General features: G+C 69.4%; 11 protein-coding genes. 6 read left to right on the top strand and 5 right to left on the bottom strand.

Annotated elements, in window-relative coordinates:
* Window positions 1–19 precede the first annotated feature (19 nt).
* The 3 genes from DS843_RS21065 to DS843_RS21050 all read left to right on the top strand — a co-directional run bounded on the left by DS843_RS21065 (window position 20) and on the right by DS843_RS21050 (window position 2,448).
* The gene (locus tag DS843_RS21065; RefSeq protein WP_149470798.1) at window positions 20–388 is read left to right on the top strand and encodes a hypothetical protein; all 369 of its coding nucleotides are present in this window, start codon (window positions 20–22) and stop codon (window positions 386–388) included.
* Between the two features lie 231 nt (window positions 389–619).
* Window positions 620–1,591, top strand: coding sequence for a Wzz/FepE/Etk N-terminal domain-containing protein (locus DS843_RS21055; protein WP_286192233.1), 972 nt, complete (start codon window positions 620–622; stop codon window positions 1,589–1,591).
* On the top strand, window positions 1,588–2,448 hold the full coding sequence (locus DS843_RS21050) for a glycosyltransferase family 2 protein (RefSeq protein ID WP_286192232.1): 861 nt from the start codon (window positions 1,588–1,590) through the stop codon (window positions 2,446–2,448). Before DS843_RS21055 ends, DS843_RS21050 begins: the two co-directional genes overlap by 4 nt.
* Window positions 2,449–2,471: 23 nt before the next feature.
* Here DS843_RS21050 and DS843_RS21045 read toward each other — a convergent pair whose 3' ends face one another.
* The 3 genes from DS843_RS21045 to DS843_RS21035 form a co-directional block, all read right to left on the bottom strand.
* A complete protein-coding gene (locus DS843_RS21045; RefSeq protein WP_149470797.1) occupies window positions 2,472–2,939 on the bottom strand; it encodes a helix-turn-helix domain-containing protein in 468 nt (155 codons plus the stop codon).
* Window positions 2,940–3,059: 120 nt separating this feature from the next.
* Complete coding sequence (locus DS843_RS21040) at window positions 3,060–3,878, bottom strand: glycosyltransferase (RefSeq protein WP_149470796.1); 819 nt, start codon at window positions 3,876–3,878, stop codon at window positions 3,060–3,062.
* Entirely contained in the window at window positions 3,875–6,949 is a 3,075-nt protein-coding gene (locus DS843_RS21035) for an SLBB domain-containing protein (RefSeq protein WP_167525395.1), read from the bottom strand. Before DS843_RS21035 ends, DS843_RS21040 begins: the two co-directional genes overlap by 4 nt.
* 169 nt (window positions 6,950–7,118) lie before the next feature.
* Here DS843_RS21035 and DS843_RS21030 point away from each other — a divergent pair, with 169 nt between their 5' ends.
* On the top strand, window positions 7,119–7,745 hold the full coding sequence (locus tag DS843_RS21030; protein ID WP_149470795.1) for a putative metalloprotease CJM1_0395 family protein: 627 nt from the start codon (window positions 7,119–7,121) through the stop codon (window positions 7,743–7,745).
* An 18-nt stretch (window positions 7,746–7,763) separates the two neighbouring features.
* Here DS843_RS21030 and aguB read toward each other — a convergent pair whose 3' ends face one another.
* Window positions 7,764–8,660 carry an N-carbamoylputrescine amidase gene (aguB, locus tag DS843_RS21025; protein WP_149470794.1) on the bottom strand — a complete coding sequence of 299 codons (897 nt, stop codon included), beginning with the start codon at window positions 8,658–8,660 and terminating at the stop codon, window positions 7,764–7,766.
* Between the two features lie 388 nt (window positions 8,661–9,048).
* Between aguB and DS843_RS21020 the strand changes: the two genes are divergently transcribed.
* Window positions 9,049–9,543 carry a MarR family winged helix-turn-helix transcriptional regulator gene (locus tag DS843_RS21020; RefSeq protein WP_286192231.1) on the top strand — a complete coding sequence of 165 codons (495 nt, stop codon included), beginning with the start codon at window positions 9,049–9,051 and terminating at the stop codon, window positions 9,541–9,543.
* A 15-nt stretch (window positions 9,544–9,558) separates the two neighbouring features.
* Here the strand turns inward: DS843_RS21020 and DS843_RS21015 are convergent, their stop codons facing one another.
* Window positions 9,559–10,869 carry a pentapeptide repeat-containing protein gene (locus tag DS843_RS21015; protein WP_149470792.1) on the bottom strand — a complete coding sequence of 437 codons (1,311 nt, stop codon included), beginning with the start codon at window positions 10,867–10,869 and terminating at the stop codon, window positions 9,559–9,561.
* 191 nt (window positions 10,870–11,060) lie between these two features.
* Between DS843_RS21015 and phoU the strand changes: the two genes are divergently transcribed.
* On the top strand, window positions 11,061–11,771 hold the full coding sequence (phoU, locus tag DS843_RS21010; protein WP_149470791.1) for a phosphate signaling complex protein PhoU: 711 nt from the start codon (window positions 11,061–11,063) through the stop codon (window positions 11,769–11,771).
* Window positions 11,772–11,787: the final 16 nt, after the last annotated feature.

The raw sequence follows: 11,787 nt of genomic DNA, 5'->3' as shown, positions 1-11,787 counted from the left end.
CACGGAGGACGCCTACCCGATGGCGACCACTCCTCCCACCGTGCTGGACGGGCAGCGCCGTGACAACGCGCTGGTGCGGGAGCGCTTGGCCGCCGTCGAGGTGCTGGAAGATGCGCGCCTGCTGCTGGCCCGCGTCGCCGCACTACCCGCGTTGCCGGCGGAGACGGTGCCCAGCATCGACCATGCCGGCCAGCCGACTACTGCCACCAACCCCGCGTGGGTGGAGTGGCAGTCCGCGCTTGCCGCCGAGCGGGACGCCGACGACCTAACCCGCGCCTATGCGCTGGTCCGGCAGGGCCGGCCGCCCGATCCCGCACCCGGCGACGACCCTTCACCGGAGTGGCTGGCCTACCGTGACGCCATGGCCGTGATTGAGAGCGCTGACTGATTGTGCGCGACAACAATCCACCTGCGCGGCACTCGTCAAACCATGTGGCGGCACTCGTCAAACCACGCGGCGCGCTACAGGCCTTGTGCGCGGAACAGGGGAGGCGGGCGCTGACCGTCGCGGCGGCCTGGGATGCGGATGCGGCGGCACGGCGCTTCGCGGCGCTCGCGGATGCGCTGCGCCTGAGAAGGTTGCGCGGCGCGACCATGCCGCGGGGCCGGAGCCTGCCCCATGCCTGACGGAATGCCGCTGCGCCGCCTCTCGCCGGAGGCCGATGCGGAGGAGGCCGGCCGGCGGCTGCGACGGTTGTTAAGGACGCTGTGGGAGGGCCGGCTGCTTCTGCTCGGCGGTGCGGTCCTTGGCTTGGTGCTGTCCGTGACCGCCCTGCGGCTGGTGACGCCGCAATACACGGCGTCCATGTTGGTCGGGCCGACCGCCCGCGTCGGTGCGGCGGCGATGGGCGCGCGGCTGCCCGTTCTGATTGGCCGGGAAACCGCCGCCGCCGCGTCGGAGCCCGGTCCGGGGGACGAGATCCTGTCGGACTTCGCGCGCTATCTCCAGCTCTTCACGTCCATCCCGGTGGCTGAGCGGCTGATGGCCGATCCGGTGTTGCTGCGCGGCCTGTTTCCCGACCGCTGGGACGAGGAGGCCGGCGGATGGCGTCCTCCGCCCGGCCCGGTGGCGGGTGCCAAGCGGCTGTTCCTCGCGCTCGTCGGACGGACGGACTGGGTGGAGCCCGATGCCGAGCGGGTGGCGAGCGCCCTTCAGAATCGGCTGGTCGTCGATATGGTGGGCAGCGGTCCGATGCGGCGGATGCGCCTGCGCCACGCGGACCGCGCGGTGGCGTTGCGGATTCTGACCGCCGCGGCCCGGGCGACCGATGCCCATTTGCGCGCGGAGGCATCCCGGCGGAGCGGCGCGCAGATCGCCCATGTCCGCGCCCGTCTGGCCGGCATCACGGTGGCCGAGCACCGCCGCGCGCTCGCCGACCTGCTGTCGGAGCAGGAGCGGATCGCCATGATGATCGAGGTCGACCTGCCGCTCGCGGCGGACGCCATCGAGCCGCCCGGTGCGGCGCAGCGTCCGGATTGGCCGAACCCCTTGCAGGTCGTCCCCGTCGCGACGCTGGTGGGGCTGATGGCGGGGGCCGTCGTCGTCAGTCTGCGGCGGCTGTGGCGGGCCGGTGGAGAGGCGACTCCATGATCCACATGATCCCCGTGTCGGTCGTGGTGATGACCCGCAACGAAGAGGACAATCTCCCCTATTGCCTGCCCGCGCTGGAGCGTTTCGCCGAGTGCTTCGTGGTGGACAGCGGCAGCACCGACGGGACGCAGGCCATCGCCCGAGCGGCTGGCGTGCGCGTGGTGCCCTTCCGATGGGACGGGCGATACCCGAAGAAGAAGCAATGGTGCCTGGATCACCTGCCGTTCCGCCACGACTGGGTGCTGTTCGTCGATGCGGACGAGCGTCTCGGCGGTGCGCTGGTGGACGAGATCGCAGCGCTGCTGGCCGAGGAGCCCCGCCATGCCGGTTACTTCATCGATGGCTGCCCGGTGTTCCTGGGGCGGCGCCTGCGCTTCGGCGCGCGCAACCGGAAGCTGGCGCTGTTCGACCGGCGGCGGGCGCACTTCCCGCCGGTGCCGGACCTGGACGTTGCAACCATGTGGGAGGTGGAGGGTCATTACCAGCCGGTGATCGCCGGCAGCGTGGGACGGCTGCGGCACAGCCTGGACCATGCGGACGACAAGCCCGTCGCGGCTTGGTTCGAGCGACACGCCCGTTACGCGGACTGGGAGGCGGCCTTGCGCGCGGATGGGCGGATGGATGAGCTGATCGCGTGCGAATCCGGCGCGCGGCGGTGGCTGAAGCGATGGCTCGGCGTTCTGCCGGCCCGTCCGCTCCTGGTCTTTTTGTATGGGTATGTGGTGCGGCTGGGGTTTCTGGATGGCGGCCCGGGGTTCCAGCATGCGCTGGCGCGGGCTTTCTATTATTGGCAGATCGGCGTGAAGATCGCGGACGCGCGGCGGCGGGCCATGCCGCGCGCGTCCGCCATTGACTGAGGGCTGTCCAACGGTTCCGAGCCTTACACTGCCTCGTCCAGGGCGCGCTCGCCGCCCAAAGCCTTCAGCAGGTCGAAGGTGCGCTTGCGCACGGAAGGGTCCTCGATGCGGTAGTAGGCGCGCACCAGTTCCAACGTTTCGCGGCGGGCCATCGATTCGAACTCTTCCGTCTCGGACGGCGGAAGGTCGGGCGACGGGGTGGCGATGTGCTCCGGCGACGGCATGTCCTCGAAGAAGTAGCTGACCGGGACGCCCAGAACCTGCGACAGGTTGAACAGGCGGCTGGCGCTGATGCGGTTGGACCCGCGCTCGTACTTCTGGAGCTGCTGGAAGGTGATGCCGACCGCCTCTCCCAGCTTTTCCTGGCTCAGCCCGAGCAGGGTCCGGCGCAGCCGCAACCGCGCCCCGACATGGATGTCGATGGGGTTGGGACCTTCGCCGCGGCGTGAAAGCGTGTGGGCGGGCGCAAGCTTGGTTTTCGTTGCACTCATTATAGACCCTCAGTATGGAGGCGGCTGGCACCACCAGGGAAATTGGTTAGGTCAGAAAGTAAATTCTATGCAACTTTTCGTGCGCATCAACAGTTAGATGCGTGGTTCAGTCGATAAAGCTTATGAAAGAAAGGATCGTTCATTTGGCAAGAAACGATATTTCGCGTAGAGCCATGGAATTGTCTGGCGCAGGGAATGAGCAAGCCATTGTAATCCCCATAATGTTGCGTTCACCGGCCAGCCAAGTCCAAGCAGCTCGCGGCGGATGATCGCCTGCTCCGTTCGGCCCCGCGCCGGGTCCCGCTGCGACCGCCCACCGGTGGCGAAGATGCAAACCGAAAGTGGCAGACGCTGCGCCGGGTCCCCTCGGTCCAGCACCGTCAACGTGAAGGCGTAGTCGGCGGCCAGCGTGTGGCGCAGATCGAATCGGACTCCGGACAGGGCGGCCAGCCGGTAGATCATGGCCTGATGGTGCGTGAACATGCCCAGCGCGGCGCGGCGATGCGACCTCGCGGGCTTCACGGCCAACCCTCCGTCGGTCCGTTCCTCGAGTGCGTCCCCGTACAGCAGGCCGAACTCCGGGTGTTCCGCCAGGGCGGGGAGGAGCCTTTCCAACACACGGTCGTCGGCAAGCCGGTCGCCGGCGTTGAGGAACAGGACGTGGCTGCAGGGCGGCGACCGGTCCGCGACGGCGTCCAGCGCGATGTTCATGGCGTCATAGAGGCCGCGGTCGGGGGCGGAGCGCCACCACGCCGCCTCGGCACCGTGGCGGGCCAGCCAGCCGGCGGTCCCATCGGTGGAGGCGCCGTCCGCGATGAACCAGTCGTAGGCCGGCATGGTCTGGGCACGCAGGCTGGCGCGGGTGGCGAGCAGGCCGGGAAGGTCGTCGCGGACCACCGTGACGACGGCCAGCCGGACCGTTATCGTTCCGCCCGTCATTCGGAGATGACCGCGATGGCCGCCGCCGAGATGGCGAGCTGGCCGAGAATGCTGCCGATGTTCTTGGAGAACTCCATCACGTCGAAGGGCTTCGGGTCGCGCGGCACCACGATGGACGAGCCGGGGGGAATCGCCGCGACCGTGTGGTTCCACGAGGACAGGGACAGCGGCTGCGCCCGCCCGTCCGGCAGGACTACGAAGATGCGGGCGGTGTCGGCGTTGCGGCTCGCCCCGCCGGCCTCCCGCAGATAGGATTCGGCGGTCTTGCCGCTGACGAACTGCGCGGCGGTCGGGTGAAGCACCTCGCCGGTCACGGTGACGGTCAGGGGGCGTTTCGGGACCAGGATTCGGTCGTCCGGCTCCAGAAGCACATCCAGTTCGGGCCGCTGGCGCAGCACCAGGGGATCGGCCTCCACCACGATGCGGCCCAGCGGTTCCACCCCGCGGAGTTGGGTCGCGAGCTGCCGGGCCAGCCCGACGACGTCCGACCGGGCGGCCTCGCCCTTTTCCACCTCCTGCACCATCCAGCGCTCCAGGTCGCGGGCCTGCTGGTCGAACCAGGCGCGCTCGCGTTTCCGCTCGCTCTCGCGCAGGAAGCTGGTTCCGGCGGGATAGGCCTCCTCCGTCAGGCCGCCGGCCCGGTCGATCAGCGAGGACAGGGTCTCGCCGCGGGCCACGTCGTAGGAGCCGGGACGGCGCACCGCTCCGGAAATGGTGACCGCCCGCGCTTCCAGGGCCTGGGGCGCCGGGTTGAGCCGCAGGCTGTCGCCCGGATGCAGTGCCGTCCGTGCCGACGCGCCATCCCGCAGGTCCAGGCGGCGGCGCTGGCCGGTGGCGGTGGTGACCTCCAGGCTGGCGGGATCGGCCGTGGCGGACGAGCCGCCCGCCGCGGACAGAAGCGCGTCGACGGTCGCCGCCTCCGCCACGGGATAGGCGCCGGGACTGCGCACGGCGCCCCGCACCTGCACGCCACGTTCCCGCACCAGCGCTGCGATGTCGGCGGGGAGCGGGGGCTCCGCGTCGGGCGGCGGCGTCGCGGGCTTTCCCTCCTCGGGTGGGCTGGTCAGCGAACGGACCTCGGCGGCGGACAGCAGGCGCACCCGGTCGCCGTCGGCCAGCTTGCGGTTGGCCTGCCCGGAGGCCACCTCTTGCGGTGAGAACGGAATCAGGCGGCGTGCGAGGGTGCGGCGGTCGAAACGTTCGATGACGCCCAGCAGAGGGTAGACGTCCCGCTTCAGGGCATCGCCGCCGGTCAAGGCGTCGCGCAGCGTGGCGCCGCCCGCCAGGGAACGGACTCCGGGCCGGCGGACGTGGCCGGTCAACTCGTAGACCGGTTCATCCGGCTCCAGGACGGTTCCCGGCCCCGCCGCGCGGCGCTGCGATGCGCCCCCATAGGACGGCGTGCCGTACGGTGCGTCGTAGTCTGCAACCTCCGGCCCGCCCGCGGCGAGCGCCAGATCCCCGGCGGTCCCCCGCCCGGCGGAGGGATAGAATCCGGGGCGGGGGACGCCGCCCATCAGCAGGGTGGAATGCTCCAGAGCGAAGACGAGAAGGTCCGGGACCGATTCGAACAGGGGCGGGCAAGGCGTGCGCCCGCCGGTCAACCCCGCCGCCGCCCGCGCCTGGGGGCCTTTGGCGAGCGGGCCGTCCGGTTGCGCCGTCAGCGCGCGGGCCAGAACGACCAGACCGCGGCAGGCGTCCGGTGCCGGATCGCGGGCGCCGCGCAACAGCTCCAGCACCGGTTCCGAGGTCAGGAAATCCACATCCTCCGCTCCCAGCACATACAGGGTATCGCCTTCGTCCAGGCGCCGCCGGTCGTTTCCCTTCAGCACGGCCCCCAGATCGATGGGCCTGAGCACCCGCGCCCGGCTCCCGGGATCGGTGGAGGCGAGCACGGCGAAGGGCAGGTAGGGCGCCGGCCCCAGATCCGCCGACGAGATCAGCGCCGCGATGGACGGTGTCCGTTCCAGGGCCCGCGGGCCGGGGCGCAGGACATGGCCGTCCAGCCGAAGGTCGCCGCGGCGGTCCTCGCGCCGGGGCGACAGCAGCAGAAGGTCGCCGTCGCCCAGCCGGGCGGCGTTCGCTTCGGCCATCTCCTCCGCCCGCTCCTCGCCGTCCGGGCCGATGGCGTAGCGCAGCGCCCGGTGCGCGCCGGGCCGCAGAAGGCCGCCGGCCATCTCCGTCGCGGCGGCGAGCGGCAGGCGATCCTGGCCGGGGGGAAGCTCATAGACGCCGGGCCGCTTCAACAGGCCGGCCAGCGCCACGGTGGGGCCGAGCGGCGGCACGAAGATCCGGTCGCCGTCGCGCAGCCGGATGCCCGCGTCGGTGCCGTCTCCGGTCATGAACAGATCGTACAGATCGATGGGGAGCCCGGCGGGGGCGGCGCTTCCCGCCATGCTCGAACGGAACAGGCGGATGCGGCGCAGCGACCCGCCGCGTGTGACGCCGCCCGAAGCGGTCAGCGCGTCGATCAGCGTGGCGAAAGCCCCGACCTCCTGCCGCCCCGGGCGGGCCACGGCGCCGGTCACGAGGATGCCGATGCGCCGGACCTCCGTCACCGTGACATACACGTCCGTGTCGGGAAAGGAGGCCGTCACGGCGTCGGCAAGCTGCGCGCGCAGTTCCGTCAGGGTCAGCCCTTGCGCCACAACGGGCCGCACGTCGTCGGCGGTCAGCAACCCGGTTCCATCGATGGTGTAGCGCTTGCTGGAGGATTTCTGGCCGCGCAGCGTCACCAGAAGCTCGTCGCCCGGTCCCAGCGTGTAATCCGCCTGCACCGCGCCCGAACCGTCGCGCCGGGTGGATTCGGGGCCGAACTGGTCGTAGCCGAACTGGCGAAGGACCGCGCCCGCCCGCTCGCTGTAGGCGGCCTCCACCGGAGACAGCGCGTCGGGGCCGGAGGAGGGCGTCCCGGCAGGGCTCCGATGAGGGACGGCTTGCGGGGGAACAGCCATGCTGCGGGCAGGAGGTGCCGTGCGCGCCGGTTCCATGGCCGACACGGCGAACGCCCACAGCATCAGCGCCGCCAGCGGCACCAACCGGGCGAGAATCCTGCACGCAGCAGCAAACATAAATGACCAATATCCCGATACCCGGCCCTTCCGCGATTGGTGAGGGCGGGTGCAATGCATACTAATGCGTGTGAATTCCGGAAAAGGCAACGGTCAAGCCGCGTTGCCGCGGCGGCGCCGCACGTGTAGACTGGACGCCATCGCGTGGAGCGCGCAGGAGCCGCGGGCCATGGTTGCGGGTGTATCGTCCACTGGCGTTCACGGGCTGCCGCCTCTGCGGACCGGCCTGTCGGTGCGCGCCCGGAGTCGGGACAGCGACCAGCAGGCGTCCGATGATCCGTCCAACAGGCTGACCGAGGATCAGCAACGGCAGGTTCAGGAACTCAAGCGCATCGATGCCAGCGTCCGCCAGCACGAGGCGGCGCATCAGGCGGCCGGCGGCCCCCATGCGGGCGGCGCCTCCTTCACCTTCACCCGCGGACCCGACGGCAAGAACTACGCGACCGCCGGCGAAGTCCAGGTGGACGTCAGCGCGGAGCGCGATCCCGAATCGACCATCCGCAAGATGGAGACGGTCAAGGCGGCGGCGCTGGCTCCGTCCGACCCATCTTCCCAGGACCTCCGCGTCGCGCAGCAGGCCGACGCCGCCAAGATGCAGGCGCAGCAGGAGTCGCGGCGCAAGGGCTCACAGCAGGGGGCTTCGGGCAGCGGTTCCGCCGGCGGACAGGATGGCGGGCAAGACCACGGGTCGGGAAGCGACACCGCCGCACCGGCGCTGGCGGCGCGCGGTGCGGCGGCTTATGCGGCGGCCTTCGGGATCGGCCGGCGAACCGGCACCGCCGGTTTCATGGTCTGACGCCGCCGGTTCCTGCCGTCACCGGCGGACGGGCGTCTCGCCGTCGAGGGTCAGCAGCGGGCCGTAAAGCTCCGGACGGCGGTCGCGGAAGACGCCCCAGGACGCGCGCTGGGCGGCGATGCGGTCCAGGTCGAAGCTGGCGGTGAGGACCGTCTCGCTCTCCCGGTCGGCCTGCGCCACCAGTTCCCCGGTCGGTCCGGCGATGAAGGACGACCCGTAGAAGGTGATCCCGCAGGTCTCCCCCTCTTCCCGTCCGATCCGGTTGGAGGCGACCAGCGGCATCAGGTTGGCCCCGGCATGCCCCTGCATCACCCGTGTCCAGTGGGCCTGGCTGTCCAGCGACCCGTCCTGAGGCTCGGACCCGATGGCGGTGGGGTAGAAGAGGATTTCGGCCCCCTTCAACGCCATGGCGCGGGCCGATTCCGGAAACCACTGGTCCCAGCAGATCGCGCAGCCGATGGCGGCGTAGCGCGTCTTGTAGACCTGGAAGCCGGTGTCGCCGGGGTTGAAGTAGTATTTCTCCTGATAACCGGGGCCGTCCGGAATGTGGGACTTGCGATAGACGCCAAGCACCGAGCCGTCCGCGTCGATCATCGCCAGCGAGTTGTAATAGGCGTTCCTCGCCCGCTCGAAAACGCTGGTGGGGATCACCACGGACAGTTCGCGGGCGAGCGCGCTCATCCGCGCGATCACCGGGTGATCGTCGATCGGGTGGGCGAGGGCGAACAGGTCCTGCTTCTGGTCCTTGCAGAAATAAGGAGTCTCGAACAGTTCCTGCGGCAGGATGATCTGCGCGCCGCGCGCCGCCGCCTCTCGCACGAGGCGCTCGACGCCGCTCACATTGGCTTCGCGGTCCCAACCGCAGGCCATCTGGGTCGCCGCGACGGTGACGGTGCGTCCGGTGGTGGGGCGCATAAGCTGGTGCTCCTGTGCTCTTGCGTGGTGCTGTGCCGTGTTAGTCGGCGGAAGACCGGGCGCGCAACCCCGTCTCCGCCCTGTCACAAACGTTTCAGAATTGCCGGTGGCCCACACCCTTAGGCGCCCTGTCGGCTCAGGTCGGTGGAACCCGCGGATTAGGCAGTCATACGAACATTTGCAAAAGAACGGGCGCGGATCTCGCGCTTCGGATGCGCGACATATTATTGCATGCTTGAAAAATTTATGTTCGCATCCGCTTTACGATTTTTCCGGGAAAAGCTATGGTCGGGGTCGTTGATTTCGTCCGCTACACCGATTCCCCGGCCCCACGGACGGCTGCTGAGAGATCGTCGTCATGGTTGGGCGTTTCAAGAGACAGGAACCGATGTCTGCCGAGCCGGACGAGGAGGGTGCCGACGCGCTCCCCCGGCCCGACCTCACTCTTCCCCGTGCCGTGCGGGAGGCGCACCGCGCCATGACGCGCGCGCTTCAACACCGAATCGCCGGATACGGCGTCAGCATGGGGCAGTGGTATTTTCTCCGCGCCCTGTGGGAGCAGGACGGGCTGACCCAACGCGAGTTGAGCCAGCGGGTCGGCATGATGGAGCCCACCACGGTGACCGCGCTGAACAATCTGGAACGGTGCGAACTGGTCCAGCGGGTGCGCAACCCTCACGACCGGCGCAAGGTGAACATCTATCTGACGCCGAAGGGCAAGTCACTGCGGTCCGACGTCCTGCCCTGCGTGGGGGAAATCGAAGAGAACGCGACCCTGGGGATCTCGCCCGGTGAACTGGCTCTGACGGTCAGCGTGCTCAGCCGCGTGTCCGCCAACCTCGGTGGTCTGCCGCCCATCGGCGGTGACGACGAGTTGGGGTGAGTGGCGGGGCGGCGGTCAATCGTCCGGATCGGGCGGCGGCGGCAGGCTGGCGCCGGTCAGGTTGGCGCCCGTGAAGCGGGCATCGCGGACGTTCGCGTCGCTGAGGATGGCCCCGGTCAGGTCGGCGTTGGAGAAGTCGCAGCCGGCCAGATTCGCCCCGCGCAGATTGATGCGGATGCAGGAGGCACCGGTGAAGTTGCTGCCGGTCAGATTCGCCGCCCACAGCCGTCCGGTCGGTTTGCCGTCCAGTCCCTTGATGTCCACCCAGCCGATGCCCGCCCCGTCGAATCGCGCGCCGGACAGGTTGGTGCCGCGCAGGGTCGCCCCGTCGAGGATGGCGCCGCTGAAGTCGCTGCCCGTCAGGTCGGCGGCGGAGATGTCGCACATGATGAGCAGGGCGTCGCGCATCTTGGCCCCGACCAGCCGTACGCCGCGCAGGTTCGCCCCGGACAGGTTCACGCCGTGAAGATCGATGTGCGACAGGTCGGCCCCGCTGAGATCGGCGCGCGTCCCCATGGCGCCGTTGGTGTTGATCCAGGTGTAGTGGTTGTGCAGCGCTTCCTGGATCTGGATCGAGAAATTCTCGGCGGAGCGGGCCATGTTGGCGCCGGTGGTGTCGGCCCCGGCGAGGTCCGTCCCCTCCATCTTCGCGCCTTGAAGATCGGCGTTGCGCAGGTTGGCGCCGGCCAGCACAGCGCCGTTCAGGTTCGCATCGCGCAGGATGGCGCCCTGAAGATTGACGCCGGACAGGTTGCAGCCGCGCAGGTCGGCGCGGGCGAGGTTGCAGTTCTTCATGGTGGAGCGCATCAGCGTCGCCCCGGCCATCAGCGCGCCCTCGCAATCCGCCCCGTTCATCGAAACGTCGGTCAGGTCGGCGCCGGACAGATTGGCGTTCGACATCATCGCGTCGTCCATGTCGCTGCCGGACAGGTCGGACCGCACGAAGTCCAGCCCCTTGCCGCCGTTCGCACCGGACCCGCCATACAGCAGCGCGCCGCCGCGCAGGTCCGCCTCCTTCAGAACGGCCCGTTTCAGTTTGGCGCCGCGCATGTGGGCGCCACGCAGGTCGGCCCGGTAGAGGTTGCAGCCGGTGAGGTCGGCCTTCGTCAGATGGGCGGCGAACAGGTCGGCGTGGCTGAGGTTGGCGTTTGACAGGTCGCAGTGGGCCATGTTGGCCCCGGACAGCTTGCCCTGCGTCAACTCGACTCCGGCGAGGTTCGACCCCTCCAGGTTGGCCATGGTCAGGTTGGCACGGTTGCCGCCCGACCGGTTCTTCAGCCAGCGCTCGTGCTTTTCCAGCACGGCGACCAACTCATGTGGCGTCATGACCCCGTCCGACATTCGGCCCGTTCCCGGCGCGGCGCAGCACAGGGGCAGGGGCGCGGTTACTCCAGCGTTAGCGGTGTCATAGATAATCTGGTTTAATTGTTAACATGCCGTTCTGCGGCCGGGCACGATGCGATGCCGGACCGGCATGGCACAGGGACATATGGCACAGGGGAATGGAGAATTCGGGAATGACCGGCGGACATACAGTGGCAGCCTTCGACGCGGAACTGGCGCGGCTGCACCAGATCATCGTGACCATGGGGCAACAGGTGGAAAGCCAGTTCGCCGCGGCGCTGGAAGCCATCGCGGAGCGGGACGCCGCCAAGGCCAGCCGCGTGATCGAAGCCGACGCCGAAATCGACCGGCTGGAGCTGGAGCTGGAGGCGTTGTGCGTGCGGCTTCTGGCCTTGCGCCAGCCCATGGCCAAGGATTTGCGCGACATCGTGTCGGCCCTGAAGATCGCGTCGAACCTGGAGCGCATGGGGGACTTCGCGGGTTCGGTCGCCAAGCGCGCCGTCACCCTGGCGGCCTTGCCGGTGGAACCGCCCATCGCGTCGCTGTCCTGGATGGGCGAGACGGTGCTCGGCATGATCCGCGACGTGGTGGCGGCCTACGACACCCAGGACGCCGAACGCGCGCTGGCCGTCCGCAACCGGGATGGGCAGGTCGATGCGGCCTACACCAGCCTGTTCCGCGAATTCCTGACCTACATGATGGAATCCCCGGCGCAGATCACCGGCTGCACCCATCTGCTGTTCGTGGCGAAGTCCATCGAGCGCGCCGGGGACCACGCCACGAACGTGGCCGAAAACATTTGCTACATCGTCCAGGGCCGCCTGCCGTCCGAGGAACGCGCCAAGGGCGACCTCAGCAGCTTCACCGTCGTGGAGAAGGAATAGGGCGCGCGAACGGCGC

The organism is Roseomonas genomospecies 6 (genome assembly GCF_008365375.1).
Lineage (GTDB): Bacteria > Pseudomonadota > Alphaproteobacteria > Azospirillales > Azospirillaceae > Azospirillum.
This window is presented reverse-complemented; position numbering and strand designations above follow the sequence as displayed.

Coding starts and splice junctions, on each gene's coding strand:
- DS843_RS21065 (WP_149470798.1), top strand. CDS start 20: ATGGCGACCACTCCTCCCACCGTGCTGGACGGGCAGCGCCGTGACAAC.
- DS843_RS21055 (WP_286192233.1), top strand. CDS start 620: ATGCCTGACGGAATGCCGCTGCGCCGCCTCTCGCCGGAGGCCGATGCG.
- DS843_RS21050 (WP_286192232.1), top strand. CDS start 1,588: ATGATCCACATGATCCCCGTGTCGGTCGTGGTGATGACCCGCAACGAA.
- DS843_RS21045 (WP_149470797.1), bottom strand. CDS start 2,939: ATGAGTGCAACGAAAACCAAGCTTGCGCCCGCCCACACGCTTTCACGC.
- DS843_RS21040 (WP_149470796.1), bottom strand. CDS start 3,878: ATGACGGGCGGAACGATAACGGTCCGGCTGGCCGTCGTCACGGTGGTC.
- DS843_RS21035 (WP_167525395.1), bottom strand. CDS start 6,949: ATGTTTGCTGCTGCGTGCAGGATTCTCGCCCGGTTGGTGCCGCTGGCG.
- DS843_RS21030 (WP_149470795.1), top strand. CDS start 7,119: ATGGTTGCGGGTGTATCGTCCACTGGCGTTCACGGGCTGCCGCCTCTG.
- aguB (WP_149470794.1), bottom strand. CDS start 8,660: ATGCGCCCCACCACCGGACGCACCGTCACCGTCGCGGCGACCCAGATG.
- DS843_RS21020 (WP_286192231.1), top strand. CDS start 9,049: ATGTCTGCCGAGCCGGACGAGGAGGGTGCCGACGCGCTCCCCCGGCCC.
- DS843_RS21015 (WP_149470792.1), bottom strand. CDS start 10,869: ATGACGCCACATGAGTTGGTCGCCGTGCTGGAAAAGCACGAGCGCTGG.
- phoU (WP_149470791.1), top strand. CDS start 11,061: ATGACCGGCGGACATACAGTGGCAGCCTTCGACGCGGAACTGGCGCGG.